The sequence below is a fragment of the Marinomonas sp. ef1 genome (genome assembly GCF_002806845.1).
Lineage (GTDB): Bacteria > Pseudomonadota > Gammaproteobacteria > Pseudomonadales > Marinomonadaceae > Marinomonas > Marinomonas polaris.
Genome location: NZ_NHTT01000003.1, coordinates 98,713 through 124,494, shown reverse-complemented (window position 1 = coordinate 124,494; position 25,782 = coordinate 98,713). Strand labels below are relative to the sequence as shown.

Sequence of the window (25,782 nt, the reverse complement as noted above, 5' to 3'; positions counted from 1 at the left end):
TACTAGAGCCATCTAGGAATCTCTAGCCCAAACAAATCGTACCTAAGGCACTAAAGCAACTCTTACGGGGTTACCAAAGCCTTCTAGTTGTAATTTTTTTTGCCATTCAACCAAGTCATTTGGATCGGTAAAAGGCCCAACTAAAACCTTAAATAAACCATCGTCTTGTTTGTTAATGACAACTTTAACACTCGTATCAAACGCCTCAAAAAGACGCTGCTTGAGCTTATCCGCAGACTCCTCCGAACTAAAAGCTCCCATTTGGAGATGAGAAAAAACCAACTCAGATGGGGCATTTACCGTTTCTGTCGAAGAAACTGGTGATACCTTAGCTGGCAAGGCTTCTGGCGGAGCTACTGACTCTTTAGCAACGACTTTAGGTGGATTATAAGACTGCCCTTGTGATGGCGTAATGGCCTCAACTCGCACCCGAGCCAAACCTTTTTTATGATAATCAAGGCGAGCTGCAGCCGCATATGAAAGATCAATCAAACGATCTCCATGAAACGGCCCTCTATCATTAACTCTAACAATAACAGAGCGCTGATTATCAAGGTTTGTGACCTTAAGGTAAGTAGGTAACGGCAAAGACTTATGGGCAGCAGAAAAACTATACATGTCATATGTTTCCCCATTTGAGGTCTTATGTCCATGAAATTTCTTGCCATACCAAGACGCTGTCCCCTCTGCCACATACCCTTGAGCAGAATCCATTACCCAATATTTCTTACCCCACACTTCATAAGGGCTCTTATTACCACCACGGCTTTTCGCCTCCCATCTTGGAACTAGATCAGGAAGATGATCCACCTTGATATCACCAGTCGGAGCATGATCTTGTAAAATGGAATAACGCCCTCCACCTGATGCTTTTTCATAATCTACGTCATCCTTACCTAAAACATGACGCGTGCTCATACATCCATTCAATACCAGCAAACTAATGCCAGCAACAAATAGCATGTTAATTACTTTCATAGGTCCCTATACTCTCAGCGAGCTCCAATACAGACATGGCATATCGCCTACTAGGGTTGTAATCCATAATCGTGAAAAAGTTCTCATACGCAAGCCAATAAGAGACTTCTTCAGGCCCAGTTCGCAAACCAATTAACCCCGTCTTCTGAGGAATAAAAGGCTGAGTTGGAAGCACATTTAACGCCGACCACTCAGTCATGTCAGCACTAGGCGCTCTGCCACGATTAATTAAATCCGCCACAGAATCAGGATCCGCAACATAAGCCATTACAAACCAAGGCTGGCGAGATTGCCAACCATGATGTTTAAGATAATTTGCTACACTACCAATGGCATCGGCTTCGGATCCCCACAAGTCGATATGCCCATTTTTGTCATAATCTATTGCCAGTTTTTGATAGTTACTGGGCATAAACTGCACCATTCCCATCGCTCCACTGTATGACCCTTTTGTTTCGCCAATGTTCCATCCTTCTTGACGGGCAAGCAACAAATAGGCTTTTAGTTCACTTTGGAAGTATTCTTTTCTTCGCGGGTAATCAAAGGCGAGAGTAGTAAGCGAGGTAAAAACATCTTTTGACCCTGTAATGCGCCCGTAATAGGTTTCAACTCCTATAAGAGCTACGATGACGTTTGGCTCAACACCAAACTCCTGTTCTGCTTTGCGTAACCACTGAGCATTACGCTTGGCAAATTCTCGTCCGAGTTTCGCCCGCTCTTCGTTCACAAAGCGAGTTTTGTACTCATAGTAAGGCGTCACAACTTCAGGTTGATTATCTGATTTCGAAATAACATTCGGGCGCACTTTAATATGAGAAAAAGCTAATTCGAGGCGCTTTTTATCATAAGCATGCTCTTTAACCAGCTGATTAATAAAAACTTGAACCTCTGGATTTCCAGCATAAGAATCTGCCCATTCTTTGGGCATTTCTTCAAGAAGTGAGTCGCTAACTCCTATATCCGAGGGTAATGTAGAATGATCCATACTACTACACGCAGTTAGACCAAGCGCTAGAAACAACAACGTAGCTTGCTTAATCATTATCTTGCTCTTTTATGTGTTTGTATTGACATTAAAATCCCAAATGTCGCCATGATGGTAATGATAGAAGTACCACCATAACTGACAAGTGGTAAGGGTACCCCAACCACAGGCAGAATGCCTGACACCATCCCAATATTTACAAACATGTACACAAAAAAGGTAAGCGTTAAACTACCCGCTAATAACCGCGCATAGTTGTCTTCTGCATTTGCAGCAATATACAAACCTCGAGCTATAACAAGCAAATAAGCCAAGATCAGCACACCGCAACCCAACATACCAAACTCTTCGGCAAGCACAGCGATAATAAAGTCTGTGTGACTTTCTGGCAGAAAATCTAACTGAGCCTGCGTCCCTTCTAAAAAACCTTTACCATAAAGTCCACCAGAACCAATCGCAGTTTTAGATTGAATAATATTCCAACCTGATCCCAGCGGATCACTTTCCGGATTCAAAAAAGTCAATACTCGCTGACGCTGATAATCATGCATAAATTGCCACAATGCATAGCCAGCGATAGGTGCTAAAGCTGCCGCACCTAATATATAGCGCCACCCAAGCCCGGCAAGAAACAGCACAAAAATACCAGACACAGCAACTAATAAAGCCGTCCCCAAATCTGGTTGCTTGGCTATCATCAACACTGGCAAAACAATAAGACCAAGAACCGCCAATATTTGTTTAAAACTTGGAGGAAGCTGCCTGTCAGAAAAGTACCAAGCAATCATCATAGGCATGACAATCTTCATAATTTCTGAAGGCTGAAACCGCAGCCCTCCCGGCAAAGCCAACCAACGCTGCGCACCTTTTGCCCCAACACCAAATAACAACACACCAATCAAAAGCACTGTGATAAAAATAAATAGCGTCGGTGAAGCCCGTCGCATATATTTAGGGGGCAACTGAGCCAACGCCACACAAATAAGCAAACCTATTATCAATCGAAACACCTGCCGCTCAACCATGGCCACATCTTGCCCGGAGGCTGAGTACAGAATAAAAAGCCCTCCACTAATAAGCAGCAACAAAGATCCCATCAGTAAAACGTCAACGTGAACCAGCTGCCATAAGCGAGCATTGGTAAAAGATAGCGCTCTGCGATAAAAGCTATCAGTCATTTTTATCACCCTTTAAATAATCGTAACGCGCTGGATAATCATCGTGCAGATAAGCATCAAATAATGCTTTAGTTAAATCAGCCGGCTTGGAACTACTGCCGCCATTTTCAAAAATAGCAAACACCGAAATTTTAGGATTACGAGCCGGAGCAAAACCGATAAACAATGCATGGTCATGTAAACGTTTTTCAAGACTATCTGCATCGTATTCCTGGTCTTCTTGCAAACTAAATACTTGGCCCGTTCCTGTTTTTCCGGCTATCTCGTAATCAGTCCCCTGCAAACGCCTTGCTGTACCATGCGCATCTGTTATGACTTTGCGCATCGCATCAATCATGCGATCCCAATTGCGCTGATCCTTTAAAACAATATCATGCTCATCACCAAGTCCATCCTCAAACTCAGCAGGATGATCCCCCACCAGCCGAGTCATGCGGGGATAGAAGTAATGTCCTTTACTTGCTAACGCAGAAGTCGCAGCAGCAATTTGCAACGGTGTCGCCACCATAAACCCTTGCCCGATACCAACGTTTACAGAGTCACCTGGATACCAAGGCTCTTTGTATTTAGCTTTTTTCCATTCATTAGAAGGCAACAAACCATGACTCTCACCACTCAAATCGAGCAAGGTTGTTTGACCAAATCCGAAACGTGTCAAAAAGTTATGGATAGGAGTAATGCCCATCTTGTTAGCCAATTGATAGTAATAAGTATCAACTGACTCAATAATAGAGCGCTCTAAATTAATCCAACCATGACCTGTTCGCTTCCAGTCTCGATAGCGACGACCATCAGGATTTATTTGATAATAGCCTTTGGCAAAATAGCGTTCGGTCCATGACGAAAAACCGTATTCAAGCCCAGCAAGCCCCATGAAAGGTTTGATAGTTGATGCAGGAGGATAACCTCCTCGTAAGGCTCGATTAAAAAGAGGGAGTTTTTTAGATTGGCGCAGTGTTGCATAATCATCAACTGAAATACCACGCACAAAGAGATTAGGATCGTACCCAGGCTTAGAAACTAGGGCTAGGATTCCGCCTGTCGTTGGGTCTATAGCTACAACTGAGCCCGTATATTCGCCTAAAAGATCATAAGCATATTGCTGAAGCCTTGCGTCTAAATATAGATGAAGATCTTTACCGGGAGTTGGATTCTGTCGTTCCAGTTCGGACATGATCCGACCACGAGCATTCACCTCTACCTTACTAAGACCTGCCTCACCAAAGAGTGTTTTTTCGTAAAAACCCTCCACACCTGTTTTACCTATAAACAAGGCGCCCTGATAAGCTAACTTATCAACTGTTTCTAAATCTTTTGAGGTAATTCGACCGACATATCCAATAGCATGTGCAAACGCTTCGCCGTATGGGTAATAACGGGTTAATTGGGCTTCGACCTGAACACCATCGAGTTTATATAAATCAACAGAAACCTTTGCCCACTCTTCATCAGTCAATTGAGATTTTAAAGTAAGGGATTGATAAGGGCGGCGATATTCTTTTCTCCTGTCATCGAAATCCTCCCATTCACTATCACTAATATCGATAATGCCAGAAAGCATTTGCTTTAACTTGGGAAAGCTTTCTACCCGCTCAGGTATTACAGTTAAACTGTGTATAGGACGATTGTCAGCCAACACCAATCCGTTGCGGTCATATATCAAACCTCTTGGAGGTGGCTCTGTAACCAACATAACGCGGTTGTCGTTAGCCTTGGTTTGGTATAATTCATGCTCTATCACTTGAAGATAGAACAAACGAGCCATTAGCACGACAGCCATTAATAAAACAAAAACAGCGGCGGCAAATACTCTCTGCTGCGTCAGTCGTTGCTCTTGACGATAATTACGGAAGTTTTGATGTCGACGACTCACAACATCACCTTACCTATGATACGGATGATTATTCATGAGTGTCCAGGCGCGATATATTTGCTCAGCCAAAATCACTCTCACCATAGGATGGGGCAATGTCAGACGAGATAGAGACCAAGTCTGATCAGCACGAGCTGTACATCTAGGGTCAAGACCATCCGGCCCACCCACTAACAAGCTCACATTATAGCCATCCATACGCCACTGCTCAGTCTGGTCTGCCAGTTGATCGGTAGACCACTCTTTACCAAGAACTTCCATTGCAATCACTTTGTCTCCAGAAGGTATAGCCTCAAGCATACTATCCCCTTCCTTACGGATTGCCTTTGGTATATCAGTGTTTTTTCCACGAGGCGACATAGGTATTTCAACAAGCTCTAACGCAAAATCTTTCGGTAAGCGCTTAGCATACTCATCATAACCTTCAGTCACCCACTTTGGCATCTTATTACCAACAGCAATCAAACGAACACGCATTTAAAAGAGCCTTACATTTGTTCTGGCTTAATGTCCCAAAGTTTCTCAAGATCATAAAATGCTCGAGCCTCTTCTGTCATCACATGCACAACAACGTCATGTAAATCCACCAACACCCAATCACTGCCCATACCACGACCTTCACAACCCAATGGCTGAAGACCTTTACCTTTTAAATGTTCAAATACATTTTGACCCAAAGCATTTACATGGCGCTTTGAAGTACCGGTACAAATCACCATGTAATCCATCATGTCTGTATGATTTCCTACATTCAATACTGTGATCTTATCACCTTTCACATCTTCCAATGCTTCAACAGCAAAAGCCAAAATTTGATCTGCTGTGAGGTTAAGCTGACTCATATAATTACGTTACCCTATCGATATAATTGATGTTGTTCTATATATTTTTGGACTGGCTCTGGCAACAAATAAGCAATCGACTCGTTTTTACGAGCTAGCGCTCTAATCATGCTAGAGGATATCCCCAAAGGAGTAAGAGTCTCGAACCAGACCCGCCCTGAGGGCGCGCATTGTAACTCATGCGACGATGCGGCACGATAGTTTTCGCAAAAACCGCTTAATTCAGAGATCAAGTCAGGTTCCCAACCGGGACGAGACACCACCAACAAGTGAGCATACTTGATTATCTGTTGCCATTTATGCCAAGTTGGAAGAGATAGAAAGCTATCCATTCCCAACACCATAATTAACGATTCATCAGGACCAATTTCCTCACGAAGATCTCGCAACGTATCAATACTATAGCTTGGCCCTTCCCTATCAATTTCACGAGAATCAACACTCAATCGAGCATCACCTGAGATAGCAAGCCTAGCCATGTCAAGCCGATGTTGAGGTAAAACACTTGGTCGATCTTTATGCACAGGCTGAAAACAGGGTATTAACTTCAAATTTGAGTAATGATAGCGATCCAAAATCTCAACCGCTGTTCTTAAGTGACCATTATGAACAGGATCAAATGTCCCACCCATAATGGCCAGCCCAGAAACCTTCACGCTATCGTTGACTCTAGTTGTCACGAGTATGACCATCGCCAAGCACAATATATTTCTGACTAGTCAAACCTAACAACCCAACCGGTCCACGAGCGTGAATTTTATCTGTAGATATACCAATTTCAGCCCCAAAGCCATACTCAAAACCATCCGCAAAGGATGTCGAAGCATTCACCATAACCGATGATGAATCCACTTCCGTCATAAACGCTCGTGTTTTTGAATAGTTCTGCGAAACAATTGCGTCCGTATGATGAGAACCATATTTATTAATGTGCGCAATCGCCTCATCCATATCTGAGACAATTTTGATAGATAACTTAGGAGCATGATATTCGGTATACCAATCCTCTTCACTAGCAGAACCAATTGAAGCCGACATAGCCTGAGTTGCCTCGCAGCCCACCAACTCAACACCCTTATCTAAAAATGCAGAAATCAACTTAGGAAGGACATCGCGAGCAATTGCTTTATGGACCAACAAGGACTCCATAGCATTGCACACACCATAACGACGTGTTTTTGCATTCAGAGCAATATTGAAGGCTTTAACTAAATCCGCTTCATCATCAATGTAAACATGGCAGTTACCGTCAAGGTGCTTAATCACAGGAACTCGAGCATCTTCACTAATGCGCTTAATCAAGCCCCTACCACCACGCGGAACGATCACATCTACGTACTCAGGCATGGTTATCAATTTACCAACCGCTTCACGGTCTGTCGTATTTAACACCTGAACCGCTTCTTCAGGTAAATTTACAGACTTGAGGCCTACAGATATAGCCTCAGCAATAACTTGATTAGAATGAAACGCTTCTGAACCGCCGCGCAAAATAGTCGCATTACCTGATTTCAAACACAGACTTGCTGCGTCGATGGTCACATTTGGGCGAGACTCATAGATAATACCAACCACACCAAGCGGTACGCGCATTTGCCCACGCTGAATTCCAGATGGCAAATACACCATATTTGATATCTCACCAATAGGATCAGGCAGTGACGCCACCTGCTTTAAGCCTTCAATCATGCCATCAATACGAGCATCATTTAGCAATAGTCGATCTAGCAAAGCCGAATCAAGACCTTTAGCACGACCATTCTCCATGTCTTTCGCATTTTCCTCTATCAATCGAGGTCGAGCATTTTCCAAAGCGTCAGCCATAGCAAACAGCGCCATATTTTTTTGCTTTGTGGATGCCTTAGCAAGAAGACGAGAAGCTGCCCTAGCTTGCTGACCAATTCGATTCATATAAGATTCTAAAGACATTTTTAATCTCTAATAAAAGTAAAAAGAACAAACAATAGATCACCAAATAAGTCGCGATCTATTTCATCAAGACAGTATACTATCACAATATTTTTATTCATTTAGCGCAGATTTTCACGAAAGGATCCCCCATTGCCACCCATCAATTCTTTTACTCTCAACACCATTGGCATAGTACATTCTTGTTACAAGGAAAAATTTGGTATACCACGACAACCAGGACTGGTAACAGAAGCAACAGCGCGCCTAGAGCTAATCCCTCCTTATAGCAGGTTGGACATATTAGAAGGGCTAGATGGATTCTCTCATATCTGGATCCAGTTCGTCTTTCACGCCTGCATGACAGAAAACTGGAAAGCAAAAATACGACCACCACGCCTAGGGGGGAAAATAAAAATGGGCGTATTCGCTACACGAGCCACGCACAGACCTAACCCGATAGGCTTATCCGTTGTGAAAATTGGGCGCATCTACCAAGAAGACAAAAAAATCTTTATTGATTTGCATGGCGCAGATTTACTAGATGGCACACCAGTTCTCGATATAAAACCTTATCTGCCTTATGCAGACAGCATTGTCGATGCGAAAGGAGGCTTTGCCCCAACACCAGCGCAAATGCAAATAAAGCCCGTACTATTTTCTGAACTCGCAAAAGCACAATGCGAGACCTATCAAAATTTGCACAAAAGAGAAATAACGACTTTAATTAAACAAATTGTGGAACAGGATCCTAGACCCTCTTACTTATCAGAACAGGTCAATAGAGAGCACGGAATCAAGCTTTGGGATATCAATATAAAGTGGTGCGCAAGAAACGACCATTTTGAAATACTTCGTATAGAAGACAAATAAGAGAGCAGGAGATGAATAAAAAGCAGTTCTTAAATACTTATAAAAAAATCAGCTCGCTCAATCAAGAGAGAATAGAAAACACTCAAAATCGGGCACTTTATCGCTCAGAACACGACGAACGCTTAATAAAAGACTTTCATTACGCCAAATTCCAAAAAAACCTCCATAACGCACAGCAAAGCAAAGCCCTCAAAGAGCTACTGGAGAAAGACAATTGGAACGAAGAAGACACTGAAAAACTACTTAACTCATTACGCTAAAAAAACATACACCAAGTCTATACCCATGGTTATCCACATGTTCTGTGTATAGTTTCCCTGTCAATAAATTCAAAAAAATAAGCAAAAAAAAGCGGACCTAAGTCCGCTTTTTACAACAACCAGAAATCAAAACTTAGTTTTGGTTTTCTAGTTGCGCTTTGATCAAATCACCGATAGTGGTTGGACCATTAGTTTCAGCTTGTTGTTTCTCAGAATGAGATTTCAACGCTGCTTTCTCTTCAGTAGCATCTTTCTGCTTGATAGAAAGAGTGATAGTACGCGCTTTACGATCAACGTTAATGATCGCTGCTTCTACTTTATCACCAACTTTCAATGCTGTTGTAGCATCTTCGATACGCTCACGGCTAATTTCAGATACTTTCAAAGTAGCTTCAACGCCTTCAGCAAGAACAACTACAGCACCTTTCGCATCAACTTCAGAGACAGTACCGTTAACGATAGTGCCCTTGTCATTTTCAGCAACGAAAGCTAGGAACGGATCTTCCTCTAGTTGTTTAACACCTAGAGAAATACGCTCACGCTCAGCATCGATAGACAATACAACTGTTTCTAGCATATCGCCTTTCTTGTATTGACGTACTGCATCTTCACCAGTTTCGTCCCAAGATAGGTCAGATAAGTGAACAAGACCGTCGATACCGCCGTCAAGACCAATGAACACACCAAAGTCAGTGATAGATTTGATTGCGCCAGAGATTTTGTCGCCTTTATTGAAAGAAGTTGCGAATTCTTCCCATGGGTTCATTGTGCACTGCTTGATACCCAAAGAAATACGACGACGCTCTTCGTCAATGTCAAGAACCATAACTTCAACTTCATCACCAATCTGAACAACTTTAGATGGGTGAATGTTTTTGTTTGTCCAATCCATTTCAGAAACGTGCACTAGACCTTCTACGCCTTCTTCAAGTTCAGCGAAGCAACCGTAATCAGTCAAGTTGGTAACTTTAGCAGTTACTTTAGTGTTTTCTGGGTAACGAGCTTTGATAGCAACCCATGGATCTTCACCCAATTGCTTAAGACCTAGAGACACGCGGTTACGCTCGCGGTCAAACTTAAGAACTTTAACGTCGATTTCATCGCCAACAGCAATGATTTCACTTGGGTGCTTAATGCGTTTCCAAGCCATGTCAGTGATGTGTAGAAGACCATCAACACCACCAAGATCAACGAAAGCACCGTAGTCAGTAAGGTTCTTAACGATACCTTTAACTTCTTGACCCTCTTCAAGAGAAGCAAGCAATGTTTCACGTTCAGCGCTGTTAGTCGCTTCCATAACGGCACGACGAGAAACAACAACGTTGTTACGTTTTTGATCAAGCTTGATAAGTTTGAACTCTAGATCCACACCTTCCAAATGAGATGTATCGCGGATTGGGCGAACATCTACCAAAGAGCCTGGCAAGAAAGCACGGATGTTAGCGATATCAACTGTGAAACCACCTTTGACTTTACCGTTGATAACACCGTGAACAATGGCATTTTCTTCGTAAGCTTTTTCAAGAACAGACCAAGTTTCTGCACGTTTAGCTTTTTCGCGAGACAATTTAGTCTCACCGAAACCATCTTCAACAGCATCAAGAGCAACTTTAACTTCGTCACCGATGTTTAAGTTGAACTCACCACTATCCGTTAGGAACTGAGAACGAGGAATTACGCCTTCAGATTTAAGACCTGCATGAACAGTTACCCACTCGCTGTCAATATCAACAACGATACCAGTAACAATTGAGCCTGGCGCCATTTCGACGGTTAATAGGCTTTCTTCAAACAGTTCTGCGAAGCTTTGAGTCATTGTATTTCCTATATAGTCGGCCTATATAAAGAACTAGGCCATATCCACATTGCCAGCAAATGTGGGTCAATTTTTTTGGATGATGCGATAAAAGCTTGCTGGCACCTTTATCGACTTGAATAACATTTGATCTATTCTAGCACATTCTAGATGCAAAAAAGTAGACGCAAAAAAGAACAGATTATACGAGACCTGCTTTTGCTGTTTCAGCAAAAATCATCTCGACAACCTGTTCTATCGTCAAATCCGTACTATCTATAACTAAAGCGCCTGCTGCAGGCACAAGAGGAGCAATCGCTCTATTCGCATCTCGCTCATCTCGCTCTTTAATCGTTTTAACAAGTTCATCTAGATTAACAGCTTCGCCTTTTTGCTGCAATTGCTGTAAGCGACGCTGAGCACGCTCTTCTGCCGATGCTGTTAGAAATATTTTAATCTGCGCGGAAGGAAAAACCACCGTCCCCATATCACGCCCATCCGCCACCAAACCAGGCAATTGCGAAAAAGCGCGCTGACGTAGCAACAAACCTTCTCGAACTTCTGGAATAGCCGCCAATTTAGACGCGCAATTACCAACTTCTTCAGTTCGAATCGCTTGAGTAACAATCTCGCCTTCTAGAATAATTTCAACTTTACCTTCTTCTGACTGCTCAAACTGTATATCCAAATGTTCGGCCAAGACCTTCAAGGTCTCAACATCATCAGAAGACATACCGTGATGCGATACAGCAAGAGCAAGTAGTCGATATAAAGCACCACTATCAAGTATGTGCCATCCCAGCTTTTCTGCGATTAACTGACTTACAGTGCCTTTACCAGCACCACTTGGACCATCAATCGTAATAACTGGGCCTTGGTTGATCATAACTATTCCTCTTAAAAAACTATTGCGCCACCGAACAGTGAAAACCTAACTGCATAGTGACACTCTCCAACTCGTTAAATTCTTCTAATAATTTTTGGCAATCATTCACTTTTGTTAGCAATTGGCTTCGCGCCCCTAGTGCCAACATGGCAAGTGCTAATTTATCATCACCAGCACAATCCAACTCACCACCCAATGGAAGACCACCTTTAATAAGCAAATCCCCATTTTCGTATGCACAAACAATCTTCATATGCTCAAGTGCATCCACTAAAGCCAGGACCCTATCTTCACAATAATAAGGTAGAGAGCCAACACCTTGAATACAACTTTCACCCTTCGCGTAAGCCGCAGCGACACACAACAAAGGCAACTCATTTCTAAATTGGTAACTCTGCTCTGGCAACAAACTGAACGAATTCAACTCAGCAAAACCTGCCTGAAGTCTACCTTCGTACAAGCCAAACTCACCCTGCTCAGGTATAGATATATCCGCACCGATCGATTTTAGAAACGATAGAAATGCAAAAGATACAGAATCCAAACCCGCATTCTCGATTAGCAATTCAGAACCTGGCAACAAGCTCGCCAATAACACCAACCAAGCCGCCTCATATTCATCACCAGATAAAACAATATCCGTACCAACCAAAGGCGCAGGAACAACACTAAAGCCGTCAGCATGACCCAATATTGTCACACCAAAATGACGCAACAACACCTCACAATGAGATAACCCCGTCGACAGAGTCATAACAGAACCTTCAACGGGCGAATATAGTGCTGCCAAAAACGCCGACATACGCAAGCGTTCAGACCCAATTTTCAAATCAACAGATACATTCGAAGGTTCACCAGGCAAAAGATCAACTGGCAGACAATCAGTCATTTCAGACACGACACCGCCACCCATTTTGCGTACCAAAGAAAACAAATCACCCATCGATTGATTAAGTAATTTTTCTTCTGCAACGACAGACACAGAAAATGATTGACCAGCTAAAACAGGCAGCAACAAATACAAACTTTCCCTAGATTGGTGCACATTGATTGGCGCAATTGGTGCTTTTAAGCCACGAAGACCAACCCCATGAACGCGTAAGTGATCAGCGGATGCCTCCTCTATCACAACCCCCATATCCCGAAAAGCTTGCATAGTAATGCGCACATCACCAGTCAAATCGACGTTCTTTATTTCACTTACACCTTCAGAAAGCGCCGCTATAGTAATCGCTTTATGTGACAGAGATTTGTCACCCAATAAAGAAATATCACCTTTAATTGCAGATGCAGGCAAAACAGAAACAGAAACTGGACGAACCTCTTTCGTAGAACCAATTGTACGCTGCTCTAACAATCGAAGAAAATGATCTCGCGCAGACTTAGCGCGAGTAAAAACACCAAACATGCTTGCGCCATCACCTTGCTCTATCGCAGCGCGCATATCAGCAAGACGATCAGTAAAATGATCTAACGTAGCCAAAGTAGCTTCTTTATTGGCCATAAAGACATCTCGCCACATCACAGGGTCACTTGACGCAATCCGAGTAAAGTCACGAAAGCCACCAGCAGCAAATTTAAATATATCCTGACTACGCTCACCATTGGCCAGCGCATCAACCAAAGTATAAGCAAGCAGGTGCGGCAAATGACTTGAAGAGGCCAACACGTGATCATGATGATCAACATCCATACTCACAACATCAGCGCCAACAGCACGCCAAAGACGGTGAAGACGATCCAACAAAACAGGATTACTGTCTGCCAACGGCGTCACTATCGCCATGTGCTTTTCAAAAAGAAGAGGATTAGATGCCAATACACCACTTTTTTCTGCTCCAGCAATAGGATGACCAGGGATAAAATTAGCCGGCACATGCCCAAAGACACGACGAACCGCCTCAATCACACTCCCCTTTGTCGACCCCACATCAGTAACTAGGGTACGCTCAGATATGAAAGGCTTAAGATCAGTCAAAACAGATTCCATCGCCCTTACTGGAGTAGCAAGAACAATAACATCCATCTTAGAGACAAATTCAGCTGAAATTTCAGCAGGGTAATCAATAACTCCCGTTGAAACCCCTAGCGCTAACTCCCCCTCCCGACGATCAACAGCATACAAGGTTGCCAAGCCGCGCTCTTTTAACGCTTTCGCAAATGAGCCACCTATCATGCCAAGACCAATGATCATTACATTGCCAAATTTCTTTTTTTCTTGAGACGTCATATTAACAGACGCCTGAAAATCACTTTCACCAGTCAAAGCACAACACTCTTATAAAATTGCTAAAGCACAGCCACAGGATAGGAACCCAACACCTTCACTTCCGATGCACGCTCACGTAACTCATCGATTACAGCACGGCAATCTTCATCTAAATAATGACCGACGAAATCAATATAAAATATATAACCCCAACGACTCATTAAAGAAGGACGAGTTTCCAAACGCGTCATATCAACCCCATGACGCTCGAAAGCCTCAAGCAATCGATATAAAGCACCTGGCTCATTTTTCGCACTAATTAGCAGTGATGTTTTATCTTTACCGCTTGGTGGAACATCCTGATTACCAACGATCAAAAAGCGCGTGGTATTATCTGGACGATCTTCAATATTAGAAGAAACTTTTAATAAGCCGTATAACTCACAAGCAACTTCACCCGCAATGGCAGCAATAGCCCGACCACTGCGACCCGCTTCAGCCGCAAGACGAGCCGCCTCTGCGTTGGAACTTACAGCAATACGCTCAGCATGCGGCCAATAACGATCCAACCAAGCACGGCATTGCGCCAAAGACTGTTGGTGTGAATAAATATGAGTGACGTCTTCGGAGTTAATATTCGGACTCACCAACAAATGATGGTGAATACGCTCTTCCACTTCGCCACATATTTTTAAACGCGAGTCACGAAAACTATCTAACGTATGGTTAACAACACCTTCTGTCGAATTCTCAACTGGCACGACACCATAATTAGCAGCACCAGATTCCACTTCACGGAACACCTCATCAATAGCCGCCATCGGCGCACTAACAATAGATTTTCCAAAGTGCTTTAATGCCGCTTGCTGCGTGAAGGTGCCTTCTGGTCCTAAGAACGCGATACGCATTGGTTTTTCAAGCGCTAGACATGAAGACATCACCTGACGAAAGATCTTCGCCATCTCTTCATTCCCCAAAGGTCCTTCGTTACGCTCCATAACTCTACGCAAAACTTGAGCCTCGCGCTCCGGGCGATAAAAGACAACAGACTCACCACCCTGCTCAGCCAACTTAACTTCAGCCACTTTTTGAGCGCAAGATGCACGCTCATTAATCAGTATTTGTATTTGCGAATCAATGGAATCAATACGATCGCGCAATAAAGGCAGAGTATCTGGTACTGCTTGTTTAGAATTTGACATGCTATTTATTATCCATAGAGGTTATTGTCTCTAAAAAGTATTATCCGTGACGCTTTTCGAAGCCACGCATAAAATCAATCAAAGCTTCAATACCTTCCATAGGCATTGCGTTATATATACTTGCTCGCATACCACCAACAGAACGATGTCCAGCTAAAGTACGTAGGCCAGCCGCTTCAGATTCTTGCAAGAAAAGAGATTCAAGAGACTCATCAGCCAAAATAAACGGCACATTCATGCGAGATCTATAAGCAGGATCAACAGGGTTTGAATAAAATTTGCTAGCATCAATGAAGTCGTATAAAGCCTGCGCCTTACGAATATTGATCGCTTCGATCGCTTCAACACCACCTTGCTCTTCCAACCACTCGAACACTAAATCAGCTAAGTAAATTGCAAACGTTGGCGGCGTATTAATCATAGAGTCATTTGCCGCTAAATTCGCAAAATTCCAAATTGATGGCAACTCATCACTACTACGCACCAGCAAATCTTTACGAATAATACATATAACCACACCAGCAGGACCGACATTTTTTTGTGCGCCAGCGTAAATCAAGCCATATTTGCTCACATCAATTTTGCGAGACAAAATCGTTGAAGACAAATCTGCAACGATAGGCAAATTCGTTTCAGGCAGGTCGGAAAACTCTAGACCGCCGATAGTTTCGTTTGGACAAAGATGCAAATATGCAGCATTTTCATCCAACTCTAGAGTAGAAAAGTCAGGAACCGTACTATAGTTCTGCTCTTTTGAAGATCCCACTACGTTTACTTTAGTGTATCTTTCTGCCTCTTTAATTGCCTTTGAAGACCAAGCACCAGTATCCAAAAAGCAGGCAGAATCAAAGCCATTCACTAAGTTCGCAGGAATTTGAGCAAACAAGGTAGAGGCGCCACCTTGAACAAACAGAATTTCATATTCATCGCTAATATTCATCAAGCGCGACAAACGCGCTTTAGCAGATGCGAGAATGGACATAAACTCAGAACTACGGTGGCTCATTTCCATAACAGAAACACCAGCACCATGCCAATCTAGCATTTCAGCCTGTGCTTTTTTTAAAACCGCTTCTGGAAGCGCTGCTGGACCAGAACAAAAATTATATACTCGGCTCATCCTGCGTATTACCTCTAGTATTTTCAGGACCTATCTACAACAAAAGCGACGCACCTAGGTGCGCCGCTTTATTTTCTATTCCATATCGCTATCAAGGATATCAGGAGATTCGTCACCATCACTTGGCGCCTGATCAACGACAACAGCATCACCTGCTTCATCGATCTCAACATCTTCTTCATCATGTTCAACAACACGTTCAATGCCAACCAAATGCTCATCATTGGTCAAACGAATCAAAGTAACACCTTGAGTGTTTCGGCCTTGACATGACACTTCTGTCACCCGAGTACGAACCAAAGTACCTTGATCGGTAATCAAAATAATCTCATCTGTTTCATCAACCTGAGCAGCACCAACAACAGGGCCGTTACGCTCAGAAACCTGAATACCGATAACACCTTGACCGCCACGACCATACACTGGGAAATCTTCTACCAAAGTACGCTTGCCATAACCATTTTCACAAGCCATCAATACAGCAGAACCATCCTGAGGAACGATAAGCGAAACAACCTTAGCATCTTCGCCTAAACGAATACCACGAACACCTGCTGCAGTACGACCCATTGCACGAACATCAGACTCTTTAAAGCGGATTGTTTTGCCTGAAGATGAAACCAACATAATATCATTTTCACCATTGGTAACAGATACACCAACCAGCTCATCAGTCTCATCTAAGCTAAGCGCAATCAAACCAGTCGAGCGAGGGCGAGCAAAATGCTGCATCGCTGTCTTCTTAACTGTTCCGTTTGCTGTCGCCATAAAGATATAGCTACTAGCTTCAACAATTGCGTCATCTGCAACTTCGTCATCCGCTTCCGAGTCTGCCTCAACTGCTTCAACAACCGGCAAAGGCAATAAAGCAGAGATAGACTCGCCTTCTCTTAACGGCAACAAGTTAACAATAGGACGACCTTTCGCACTACGACTAGCTACCGGAATCTCAAACACACGCAACCAGTAAACTTTACCAAAATTACTAAACAGCATTATGGTGTCATGACTACTAGTAACCAACAGATGCTCGATGTGATCCTCGTCTTTCATGCTCGCAGAAGATTTACCGCGACCACCACGACGCTGAGCTTGATACTCAACTAATGGCTGAGATTTCGCATAACCTGTATTCGAAATCGTCACTACCATTGGCGCTTCATCAATCAAATCCGCAATGGTCAAATCTTGACGAGAAGTTAAGATTTCAGTACGACGAGCGTCGCCGAAAGTATCTCGAACCTCTTCTAGCTCTTCACGAATAACTTCCATCAAACGATCTGGGTTAGATAGAATATTTAGCAATTCACCAATAAGCTCAATCAGAGACTTATATTCGCCCAGTAACTTATCGTGTTCCAAACCTGTCAAACGATGTAGACGCAAGTCCAAAATCGCTTGAGCTTGATCTGGTGACAAATGATATGCACCATCAACAAAACCGTAGCCAGCCTCAAGATCATCAGGACGACAAGCGTCAGCACCAGCACGCTCAAGCATGGCAACCACATTACCCGGCTCCCAAGACTCGCTAACAATTTTCTCTTTTGCTTCTGCAGACGTTGGCGATGTACGGATTAACTCAATTACGCGATCAATGTTCGCTAGAGAAACAGCCAAACCCTCAAGAATGTGACCACGCTCGCGCGCTTTACGAAGTTCGTAAATAGTACGACGTGTAACTACTTCTCGACGGTGTTTAACGAAGCATTCAAGAATTTGTTTGATATTAAGTAACTGAGGACGACCATCAACCAAGGCCACCATGTTAATACCAAACACTGACTGCAATTGAGTTTGCGTGAAGATGTTATTCACAACAACATCAGGATTTTCACCGCGACGCAACTCTATAACGATACGCATACCGTCTTTGTCAGATTCATCACGAAGCTCACTGATACCTTCCAGTTTTTTCTCTTTAACTAGCTCAGCGATTTTTTCAATCACTTTCGCTTTATTTAACTGATAAGGGATCTCAGTGAAAACGATGGATTGGCGGTTACCTTTTTCCATGTCTTCAAAATGATGACGGGCACGCATGTAAATACGACCGCGACCGGTTTTGTAAGCTTCAATAATACCAGCGCGACCATTAATAAACGCCCCAGTTGGGAAGTCAGGCCCTGGTATATGATCGATAAGCTCATCAATAGTAATGTCTGCGTTATCAATAACAGCTAAACAACCATCGATAATCTCACCAAGATTATGAGGTGGGATATTAGTCGCCATGCCTACCGCAATACCCGCAGAACCGTTTACTAACAGTCCAGGTACACGCGCAGGCAATACTTCCGGCATAAATTCCGTGCCATCGTAGTTAGGCACGAAGTCGACGGTTTCTTTCTCTAAATCCATCAAAAGATGATGAGAAATTTTCGCCATACGGATTTCGGTATAACGCATTGCCGCAGCACTGTCACCATCGACAGAACCGAAGTTACCCTGACCATCAACCAAGGTGTAACGCATTGAGAAAGGTTGCGCCATACGAACAATCGTATCGTATACAGCAGAATCACCATGTGGGTGATATTTACCGATTACATCACCAACGATACGCGCCGATTTTTTGTACGGTTTATTCCAATCATTTTTAAGTTCATTCATCGCAAATAGAACGCGACGGTGAACAGGCTTTAACCCGTCTCGCACATCAGGTAATGCTCGACCTACAATTACACTCATTGCGTAATCTAGGTAAGATCCCTTAAGTTCATTTTCGATACTGACGGGAATAATTTCTTTGGCTAATTCACCCATAGATACAATCGATCCTTATGCCTCGGAGTCAAAAAGACTCCCTAATATCTTTTTATAAGCGCCGCATTGTAACATAAGGAAATAAATAACACCCCTTCAAGGAGCATGTTTTGTTGCTCTATATTGTATTTATAGAAACCACCTACGGAACACTCTCTTTAACAAAGCAAGTTTGCTATTGGTCACCTCTGAGGTTGGCGCTATACTAAGATGACGTAATAAAAATAAGCTTCGCCTCTATTACCTAAAGAAGCATTTCAGAACACAGGCGATCGGTTCAGTACAACGAACATAGCTTTATCACTCTTAGCGACATTGAAAAATGGAAAACAAAACATGACAAACACACAACAGAATAACGTAGACCTAAATGAAGTTGCGAAGTTTGAAGCGCTTGCGAGCCGTTGGTGGGACACAGAAAACGAATTCAAACCATTACATGATATCAACCCACTACGTACCAACTACATCAGCGATCGCGCCAACGGGTTACAAGGAAAGAAAGTCATCGACATCGGTTGCGGCGGCGGCATTCTGTCAGAAGCGATGGCAAAACTAGGCGCAGATGTGAAAGGCATTGATATGGGCGAAGCGCCTCTTGCCGTAGCAAAACTACACAAAGAAGAATCTAAACTCGACATTGATTATGAGAAAATCACTGCTGAAGAAATAGCACAACGAGAAGCAGGCCAGTACGACGTTGTTACTTGCCTTGAAATGTTAGAACACGTGCCAGACCCATCGTCTGTAATTAAAGCCTGCATGACGCTAGTGAAACCAGGTGGTCACGTATTCTTTTCTACTATCAACAGAAACCCCAAAGCGTATCTTTTTGCCATCGTTGGCGCGGAATACATTTTAAAGATGCTGCCAAAAGGAACGCACGATTACGCAAAGTTCATTCAGCCAGCCGAACTCAATAATTACGCAAGAAAAGCCGGATTAGAAGTCACTCACATGACAGGAATGACATACAACCCTCTCACCAAAGTGTACAAGCTGAATGACAAAGACGTGTCTGTCAATTACATGATGCACACCCAAAAAATAGAAGCCTAACCAAGGCACAAGGAGGAGATATGTTTGATTATCAAGCCCCAAGCCAATTACTTAAAGACAAGGTAATCCTTGTTACTGGAGCCGGTGATGGTATAGGCAAAGAAGCTGCCATCACCTACGCAAAACATGGCGCAACCGTCATACTTTTGGGCCGCACAACTAAAAAACTCGAAGCGGTTTACGATTACATCGAAAAACAACAATATCCACAAGCAGCCATTGTGCCATTAAATCTTGATGGTGCTGCCGAACACGACTATATCGAACTTGCTAACACCATAGAAAGCGAATTCGGCCATCTTGATGGCATTCTTCACAATGCCAGCCTACTAGGCGAGCGAACAACCCTAGCAACCTACGACCCAACGCTGTTTGAACAGGTTATGCGTGTCAACGTCACCAGCCAACTAATGCTAAATCAAGCCCTGCTGCCTCTTATGCAAAAAGCAGAGCACGCCTCCATAATATTTACCTCTTCAGGCGTTGGAAGAAAAGCCAAAGCCAACTGGGGAGCCTATGCGGTATCAAAGTTTGCTACTGAAGCTATGATGCAACTACTATCCAGCGAACTAGAAAGCCTATCACCTAACGTTCGATGTAACGCCATAAACCCTGGCGCAACAAGAACCAGCATGCGAGCAAACGCTTACCCAGACGAAGATCCAAAAACACTACCTACAGCAGAAGACATTATGCCGATTTATCTTTATCTAATGGGTAAAGACAGCCTAACAGTAAACGGCAAATCATTGGATGCCCAATAGAACGACCTAACTTTATAAGCAATGGGCATAGTGCACGCCCATTGCATCCCACCGCATGCTTCGGTTAATCTGAAGCCATGATTAATATCAGAAAAAAAGTCGCCACCTATTACTTGCCACTTGCTGCACTTGCATCTTTTTCGATACAAGCAGACACCTCGTACCTTATCGAAAACAACACAACACCCGAAATAAGCAATCACATGAACCAAGACAATACGTCATTTAAAGCAGCACAAGAAAGCAATCAAGCCAGCCCACAACAAACCAACAGTAGCGTAGTAGAAGTGACAAATGATCAAATTATTAACATACCTAACAAAAGCCTCACCGACAAAAATGACTACCACCTCATAACTCTAACTAACAACCTAAAAGTATTATTAGTAAGCGACCCGCAAGCCGAACGCTTTGCCGCATCACTATCAGTCAATGTCGGTAATTTTCAAGACCCAGACAACCAACAAGGATTGGCGCATTTTTTAGAGCACATGCTTTTTCTTGGTACTAAAAAATACCCAGAGGCGGGCAACTACCAATCCTATATAAATACTCATGGCGGCTCCCACAACGCTTACACAAGCACCGACACGACAAACTTTTACTTCGACATCAAACCCACCGCATACGAAGGTGCACTAGACAGATTCTCGCAATTTTTTACCGCACCACTATTCAGCGAATCCCTCACACAAAGAGAAAAAAACGCAGTCGATTCTGAATACAAAGCCAAACTAAAAGATGAAAGCAGACGAAACAATCAGGCATTAAAAACATTACTCAACCCTAAACACCCATACAGTCACTTCACAGTTGGTAGCTTAGATACACTCAAAGACAGGCCAAACAATCCACTAAGAAAGCAATTGCTCAAACTTTATGAAGAAAATTATTTTAGTGAGAATATGGCGCTAGTTATGGTAGCCAACCTCCCCTATAACCAAATGGCCACACTTGCCCGCCAGTACTTTTCGAACATTCCGAGTAAAAAGCCTGAGGCAGAAAAACACTACCCAGCACTCATCCAAAAAGACAAACCACAATTACAGTTTGTGCGCTCACTAATCGACAACAGCACATTAAGTTTTTACTACCAAATAGACGCCCAAAATAAAAACTACAAGACCCAACCAACACGCTATTTATCTTATATTTTAGGCAATGAAAACAAAGGATCACTATATTCATCCCTTAAATCTGAAGGGTTAATAAACGGCATATCCGCAAGCACTAGCGCAGATTATGGTGACAACGCCTTATTCACTGTCAGAATCGCCCTGACCGATGAGGGAATAAGAAAAATAGACACAGTAGCCAAACATTTTTTTGCCACCGTTAGCACCTTAAAATCCTCCCCTATCAACTCAATGTACCTACAAGAGGGACTAAAACTTAGTCAGCTCATGTTTAACAATCAAGGCTATGTAGACCCTCAAAGCTTAGCTAAATCCTTATCAACAAGAATACTAAAAACACCACCTGAAGATATTTTGAGCTGCTATCGCCTAGAATCAGCTGCAGACAAAAAGCAAGTTCGCAACCTCCTAAAACAGCTCTCTCAAGAAAACCTTTTAGTACAAATTACATCAAATCACGAATTCCCAGAAAGCTGGACCGAAAAAAAGCCAACATGGCAAACAGAACCCTGGTACCAGAGCAAATACAGCAACAACAATTTCAGCCAACTATTTTTAGACATCATCAATTTATCAGTAAAAAGCACGCAAGTTAGCTTGCCCGAAAAGAACACCTTCATCCCTGAATCTTTAGATTTAATTGATAAAAAAGACACAACCCCCTCAATCATTTTCCAAAAAGAGGGCTTCACCTACTGGAATAAATCCGACTCAAGTTTTGGCAAACCCACCGCAATGAACTTTCTAGCAATACGTTTTGCCGATGCTGCAGATACACCAGAACACACCCTACTCAACAGACTATGGAGTCGTCTTTTTAATGATAGTGTGAGCGAATCAACCTATGCACCGTATGTTGCAGGGCTGGGTTATGCATTTTACCCTCATGCCAACGGCGTAACCTTACGAACCAGCGGCTATTCAGATAAACAAAACACCTATATCACTTGGCTAGTAGATCAACTTTTCTTATTTCGCCCAACACCAGAGCGATTCGAACAAGCTAAAACACAACTAGAAAAAGACTTAAGCAACCAAAAAAGCCGACAAGCTTACAGCAACGCTAGTAGCGCACTAAGCATATTGATTACTAAAAATAGTTTTACTACAAAACAACTAGAAGATGCGCTGGCACAGCTCACTTTAGAAGACCTTCGGGAATACACAAAAAAAGCACGCGAACATTTTGATATAGTTGGCTACAGCACAGGCAACTTAACTAAAGAACAGGCAGAAAAGCTTGCAGACTCGATTTATCAACGCTTTAGTGATCGACTAACCCCTAGAGAGCCACTAGAAATTGAAACCAAAAATCTCACCACTCAAAAGAAATACCACTACCAGTTCGAATCAACAAGCGACGACAAGGTGATTTTATATGCACTAATAGACACCAGCACACAGGCAACAAAAAAAGCCATTACAGAAAAAGCTTATTTTTCAATATTAAGAAAACTAATCAGCAGCCCTTTTTATCAGGAACTAAGAACCAATCAACAGCTTGGCTATATTGTTGGAGCACAAGACCTCAGTATTAGGAACACACCAATACTAGGGTTATTAGTACAATCCCCCAATAACGACAGCCTAACGATCGTTCATTCTATAGAAGACTTCCTAAAGGAACAGAGCAATAGATTACCCAATATATCGGAAAAAGATTTTTTACAAGCTAAGAACGCACTACTAAGCGAACTGAAAATGACCGCAAAAAACCTAAGTGACAATGCACTAAATGAATGGCACCAAATTGCCAAACCAGACCCAGATTTTCTAACCAGAGAAGAATGGATAAACAACGTAGAAAAAATTCAGCGAGAGGACTTTATTGCTTTTATAAATAGCAAACTGCAATCAACAGATACGACAAAAATAATCATTCACAACAAAGCATTCCCACAAGAACTCATCGAGCAACAAGACTGGAGAGAAACATCACCAAACTCCCCCAATCTTTAAAATAAAGCCACCTAGAGAACCCAAAAAGCCTCAACCACCGATCAGCTTCTCTAATTTTTCTTGGTCAGTTGCAGGTGCACCCTTAGCCCCGCTCGCTGCAGGAGCAACCCCTTTGCCAATTGGTGAAAAATCACCCACATCTGGCTGCACCTTATCAACTGACGCATCATCTGTTTTTGCTTGGTCACCAAAGATACCAATCTCCGGCATCATCCGAAGGCGCTTAGCCTGAATATCCTCAGGTATATTTCCAGTAAACAGAACAGTAAATGGCGCATCCTCAGTTCGCTTATTAACCTCATCGTAAATTGCTTGTTCCCGCTCGGCAATGGCATTTTCTTCCAAATACGACATACCTTTACCATCAGCCGTTATCACAATATTTGGCCCCAAAGTCGTTTTCGACTTTTCTGCAGGAATAATTGCCACCTCTTCTCGAGAGCTCACAACAATTTGATGCTGCGTATGAATCACCTGATTGCCGTAAATAATATCGACTGGCTGACGCTCAATGGTCTGGGCATCAACAAACCATGACACAACACAAAGCAACCCCAATGAATATTTCATAATCACCCCAAAGTTAGAACTCATTCACTATAAGAGATAAAAAGGCATAAAAAAAGGAGCCCAAGCGATACTTGAACTCCTTTTTTGTCTCTTTAAGTAAAGACTAAAGTGTAATTACTTCAAAGTCTGCTTCCGGATCAGCTTCAGCATCGTAATCAACACCTTCCACTCCAAAACCAAATAACTTCAAAAACTCGTCTTTATAAAGCTGGTAATCAGTCTGGGCAAACAAATTAGCATCATTCACTTGCGGCCAAAGTTCACGACAAGCTTGCTGAACATCTTCACGCAATTCCCAATCATCCAAACGAAGACGATTTTTATCATCCGTCAATTCTGCTGGGTTATGATTATTATACAAACGCTCAGAGAACATACGATAAATCTGATCCATACAACCTTCATGAAGGCCTTTTTCACGCATAACCTTGAAGACCATTGCCAAGTACAAAGGCATAACTGGGATTGCTGAAGAGGCTTGAGTCACAACCGACTTCAATACTGCAACATTAGCACCGCCACCGAGCTTAGCCAACTGAGCATCAATTGCTGAAGAGGCACGATCCAAATCCTCTTTAGCCCTGCCTAATGCACCATGCCAATAAATTGGCCAAGTAATGTCAGAACCAATATAAGAGTAAGCCACTGTGCGAACACCCTCAGCCAAAACACCTGCTTCTTGCAAAGCAGACATCCAAAGCTCCCAATCTTGACCACCCATTACTGTTGTCGTTGCCGCAATTTCTTCTTCTGTTGCTGGCTCGATTTCCGCTTCGATAATCACATCTTTATTCGTATCAATCGCAGTAGAACGGTATGGCTTACCAATAGGCTTAAGAACAGAGCGAATGACTTCGCCTGTTTCTGGCATTTTACGAACTGGGGAAGCCAGCGAGTAAACCACCATGTCAACTTGACCAAGGTCTTGCTTAATCAAATCAATAACGGTTGCACGCGCTTCATTTGAGAAGGCATCACCATTAATGCTTTTAGCATATAAACCTTCTTCTTTGGCAACTTTATCGAATGCCGCAGAGTTGTACCAACCCGCTGTACCAGTTTTCTTATCTGTACCTGGCTTTTCAAAGAAAACACCTATTGTTGCTGCGCCAGAACCGAACGCTGCAGCAATACGAGAAGACAAGCCATAACCACTTGACGCACCGATTACAAGTACTTTTTTAGGACCATTTTCGATAGCCCCTTTGCTTTTAGTAAAAGCAATTTGCTCTCTTACATTTTGCTCACAACCTACTGGGTGTGTTGTTGTACAAATAAATCCGCGAATCTTTGGTTTTATGATCATAATATCTTCTCAACGTCATGTTTTGCTTACATCTTGCCAGACAATCCCTTCAAATGAGGCAGGCAAGACAAATCTGTTTGCCATGATACAATAGCCAGACGAATATGTCCTGA

At 42.8% G+C, this 25,782-nt stretch carries 21 protein-coding genes; 5 read left to right on the top strand and 16 right to left on the bottom strand.

Features of this window, described 5'->3' with window-relative positions:
• Positions 1–42: 42 nt before the first annotated feature.
• From CCS02_RS05310 to CCS02_RS05275, 8 genes are read right to left on the bottom strand one after another with little or no spacing between them, the layout of a single operon-like run.
• Positions 43–978: a septal ring lytic transglycosylase RlpA family protein gene (locus CCS02_RS05310; protein ID WP_100636024.1), complete on the bottom strand. Its 936-nt coding sequence runs from the start codon at positions 976–978 to the stop codon at positions 43–45.
• Positions 965–2,020: a lytic murein transglycosylase B gene (mltB, locus tag CCS02_RS05305; protein WP_072839936.1), complete on the bottom strand. Its 1,056-nt coding sequence runs from the start codon at positions 2,018–2,020 to the stop codon at positions 965–967. The genes CCS02_RS05310 and mltB overlap by 14 nt, the downstream gene beginning before the upstream one ends.
• Positions 2,020–3,141: a rod shape-determining protein RodA gene (gene rodA, locus CCS02_RS05300; protein ID WP_072839935.1), complete on the bottom strand. Its 1,122-nt coding sequence runs from the start codon at positions 3,139–3,141 to the stop codon at positions 2,020–2,022. The genes mltB and rodA overlap by 1 nt, the downstream gene beginning before the upstream one ends.
• Positions 3,134–5,014: a penicillin-binding protein 2 gene (gene mrdA / locus CCS02_RS05295; RefSeq protein ID WP_100636023.1), complete on the bottom strand. Its 1,881-nt coding sequence runs from the start codon at positions 5,012–5,014 to the stop codon at positions 3,134–3,136. Before mrdA ends, rodA begins: the two co-directional genes overlap by 8 nt.
• Before the next feature lie 9 nt (positions 5,015–5,023).
• Positions 5,024–5,491, bottom strand: coding sequence for a 23S rRNA (pseudouridine(1915)-N(3))-methyltransferase RlmH (gene rlmH / locus CCS02_RS05290; protein ID WP_012070537.1), 468 nt, complete (start codon positions 5,489–5,491; stop codon positions 5,024–5,026).
• 11 nt (positions 5,492–5,502) lie between these two features.
• The gene (gene rsfS, locus CCS02_RS05285) at positions 5,503–5,856 is read right to left on the bottom strand and encodes a ribosome silencing factor (protein ID WP_072839932.1); all 354 of its coding nucleotides are present in this window, start codon (positions 5,854–5,856) and stop codon (positions 5,503–5,505) included.
• A 14-nt stretch (positions 5,857–5,870) separates the two neighbouring features.
• Complete coding sequence (nadD, locus tag CCS02_RS05280; RefSeq protein WP_084122389.1) at positions 5,871–6,536, bottom strand: nicotinate-nucleotide adenylyltransferase; 666 nt, start codon at positions 6,534–6,536, stop codon at positions 5,871–5,873.
• Positions 6,526–7,785, bottom strand: coding sequence for a glutamate-5-semialdehyde dehydrogenase (locus CCS02_RS05275; protein WP_100636022.1), 1,260 nt, complete (start codon positions 7,783–7,785; stop codon positions 6,526–6,528). Before CCS02_RS05275 ends, nadD begins: the two co-directional genes overlap by 11 nt.
• Positions 7,786–7,917: 132 nt before the next feature.
• On the opposite strand from CCS02_RS05275, the gene tsaA reads away from it, so the two are divergent.
• Together tsaA and CCS02_RS05265 are read left to right on the top strand one after the other, a co-directional pair.
• On the top strand, positions 7,918–8,637 hold the full coding sequence (gene tsaA / locus CCS02_RS05270; protein ID WP_100185718.1) for a tRNA (N6-threonylcarbamoyladenosine(37)-N6)-methyltransferase TrmO: 720 nt from the start codon (positions 7,918–7,920) through the stop codon (positions 8,635–8,637).
• An 11-nt stretch (positions 8,638–8,648) separates the two neighbouring features.
• The gene (locus CCS02_RS05265) at positions 8,649–8,897 is read left to right on the top strand and encodes a hypothetical protein (RefSeq protein WP_100185719.1); all 249 of its coding nucleotides are present in this window, start codon (positions 8,649–8,651) and stop codon (positions 8,895–8,897) included.
• Positions 8,898–9,030: 133 nt separating this feature from the next.
• Here CCS02_RS05265 and rpsA read toward each other — a convergent pair whose 3' ends face one another.
• From rpsA to gyrA, 6 genes are all read right to left on the bottom strand, one after another.
• Positions 9,031–10,713 (bottom strand): 30S ribosomal protein S1, encoded by a 1,683-nt coding sequence (rpsA, locus tag CCS02_RS05260; RefSeq protein ID WP_072839927.1) that lies wholly within the window; start codon positions 10,711–10,713, stop codon positions 9,031–9,033.
• Between the two features lie 181 nt (positions 10,714–10,894).
• Complete coding sequence (gene cmk / locus CCS02_RS05255; RefSeq protein WP_072839926.1) at positions 10,895–11,578, bottom strand: (d)CMP kinase; 684 nt, start codon at positions 11,576–11,578, stop codon at positions 10,895–10,897.
• Between the two features lie 19 nt (positions 11,579–11,597).
• Positions 11,598–13,808: a bifunctional prephenate dehydrogenase/3-phosphoshikimate 1-carboxyvinyltransferase gene (locus CCS02_RS05250; RefSeq protein ID WP_232728827.1), complete on the bottom strand. Its 2,211-nt coding sequence runs from the start codon at positions 13,806–13,808 to the stop codon at positions 11,598–11,600.
• 59 nt (positions 13,809–13,867) lie between these two features.
• On the bottom strand, positions 13,868–14,989 hold the full coding sequence (gene pheA, locus CCS02_RS05245; protein ID WP_100185721.1) for a prephenate dehydratase: 1,122 nt from the start codon (positions 14,987–14,989) through the stop codon (positions 13,868–13,870).
• 40 nt (positions 14,990–15,029) lie between these two features.
• Complete coding sequence (gene serC, locus CCS02_RS05240) at positions 15,030–16,109, bottom strand: 3-phosphoserine/phosphohydroxythreonine transaminase (protein ID WP_100636020.1); 1,080 nt, start codon at positions 16,107–16,109, stop codon at positions 15,030–15,032.
• Between the two features lie 75 nt (positions 16,110–16,184).
• On the bottom strand, positions 16,185–18,875 hold the full coding sequence (gyrA, locus tag CCS02_RS05235; protein ID WP_072839923.1) for a DNA gyrase subunit A: 2,691 nt from the start codon (positions 18,873–18,875) through the stop codon (positions 16,185–16,187).
• A 336-nt stretch (positions 18,876–19,211) separates the two neighbouring features.
• On the opposite strand from gyrA, the gene ubiG reads away from it, so the two are divergent.
• The 3 genes from ubiG (at position 19,212) to CCS02_RS05220 (ending at position 23,793) form a co-directional block, all read left to right on the top strand.
• Positions 19,212–19,934: a bifunctional 2-polyprenyl-6-hydroxyphenol methylase/3-demethylubiquinol 3-O-methyltransferase UbiG gene (gene ubiG, locus CCS02_RS05230; protein WP_072839922.1), complete on the top strand. Its 723-nt coding sequence runs from the start codon at positions 19,212–19,214 to the stop codon at positions 19,932–19,934.
• Positions 19,935–19,954: 20 nt separating this feature from the next.
• Positions 19,955–20,698, top strand: a complete 744-nt coding sequence (locus CCS02_RS05225) for a YciK family oxidoreductase (protein WP_072839921.1) — start codon at positions 19,955–19,957, stop codon at positions 20,696–20,698.
• Positions 20,699–20,775: 77 nt separating this feature from the next.
• A complete protein-coding gene (locus tag CCS02_RS05220; RefSeq protein WP_232728826.1) occupies positions 20,776–23,793 on the top strand; it encodes an insulinase family protein in 3,018 nt (1,005 codons plus the stop codon).
• Between the two features lie 30 nt (positions 23,794–23,823).
• Here the strand turns inward: CCS02_RS05220 and CCS02_RS05215 are convergent, their stop codons facing one another.
• Together CCS02_RS05215 and fabV are read right to left on the bottom strand one after the other, a co-directional pair.
• On the bottom strand, positions 23,824–24,363 hold the full coding sequence (locus tag CCS02_RS05215; protein ID WP_100185723.1) for a hypothetical protein: 540 nt from the start codon (positions 24,361–24,363) through the stop codon (positions 23,824–23,826).
• Positions 24,364–24,466: 103 nt separating this feature from the next.
• Positions 24,467–25,669, bottom strand: coding sequence for an enoyl-ACP reductase FabV (gene fabV, locus CCS02_RS05210; protein WP_072839919.1), 1,203 nt, complete (start codon positions 25,667–25,669; stop codon positions 24,467–24,469).
• Positions 25,670–25,782: the final 113 nt, after the last annotated feature.

What these genes read in the sequence shown, in the direction of transcription:
- rpsA (WP_072839927.1), bottom strand. Translation starts at nt 10,713, where the DNA reads ATGACTCAAAGCTTCGCAGAACTGTTTGAAGAAAGCCTATTAACCGTC.
- CCS02_RS05310 (WP_100636024.1), bottom strand. Translation starts at nt 978, where the DNA reads ATGAAAGTAATTAACATGCTATTTGTTGCTGGCATTAGTTTGCTGGTA.
- ubiG (WP_072839922.1), top strand. Translation starts at nt 19,212, where the DNA reads ATGACAAACACACAACAGAATAACGTAGACCTAAATGAAGTTGCGAAG.
- CCS02_RS05250 (WP_232728827.1), bottom strand. Translation starts at nt 13,808, where the DNA reads ATGACGTCTCAAGAAAAAAAGAAATTTGGCAATGTAATGATCATTGGT.
- rodA (WP_072839935.1), bottom strand. Translation starts at nt 3,141, where the DNA reads ATGACTGATAGCTTTTATCGCAGAGCGCTATCTTTTACCAATGCTCGC.
- mltB (WP_072839936.1), bottom strand. Translation starts at nt 2,020, where the DNA reads ATGATTAAGCAAGCTACGTTGTTGTTTCTAGCGCTTGGTCTAACTGCG.
- CCS02_RS05225 (WP_072839921.1), top strand. Translation starts at nt 19,955, where the DNA reads ATGTTTGATTATCAAGCCCCAAGCCAATTACTTAAAGACAAGGTAATC.
- CCS02_RS05275 (WP_100636022.1), bottom strand. Translation starts at nt 7,785, where the DNA reads ATGTCTTTAGAATCTTATATGAATCGAATTGGTCAGCAAGCTAGGGCA.
- gyrA (WP_072839923.1), bottom strand. Translation starts at nt 18,875, where the DNA reads ATGGGTGAATTAGCCAAAGAAATTATTCCCGTCAGTATCGAAAATGAA.
- CCS02_RS05220 (WP_232728826.1), top strand. Translation starts at nt 20,776, where the DNA reads ATGATTAATATCAGAAAAAAAGTCGCCACCTATTACTTGCCACTTGCT.
- serC (WP_100636020.1), bottom strand. Translation starts at nt 16,109, where the DNA reads ATGAGCCGAGTATATAATTTTTGTTCTGGTCCAGCAGCGCTTCCAGAA.
- fabV (WP_072839919.1), bottom strand. Translation starts at nt 25,669, where the DNA reads ATGATCATAAAACCAAAGATTCGCGGATTTATTTGTACAACAACACAC.
- CCS02_RS05265 (WP_100185719.1), top strand. Translation starts at nt 8,649, where the DNA reads ATGAATAAAAAGCAGTTCTTAAATACTTATAAAAAAATCAGCTCGCTC.
- pheA (WP_100185721.1), bottom strand. Translation starts at nt 14,989, where the DNA reads ATGTCAAATTCTAAACAAGCAGTACCAGATACTCTGCCTTTATTGCGC.
- rsfS (WP_072839932.1), bottom strand. Translation starts at nt 5,856, where the DNA reads ATGAGTCAGCTTAACCTCACAGCAGATCAAATTTTGGCTTTTGCTGTT.
- CCS02_RS05215 (WP_100185723.1), bottom strand. Translation starts at nt 24,363, where the DNA reads ATGAAATATTCATTGGGGTTGCTTTGTGTTGTGTCATGGTTTGTTGAT.
- cmk (WP_072839926.1), bottom strand. Translation starts at nt 11,578, where the DNA reads ATGATCAACCAAGGCCCAGTTATTACGATTGATGGTCCAAGTGGTGCT.
- rlmH (WP_012070537.1), bottom strand. Translation starts at nt 5,491, where the DNA reads ATGCGTGTTCGTTTGATTGCTGTTGGTAATAAGATGCCAAAGTGGGTG.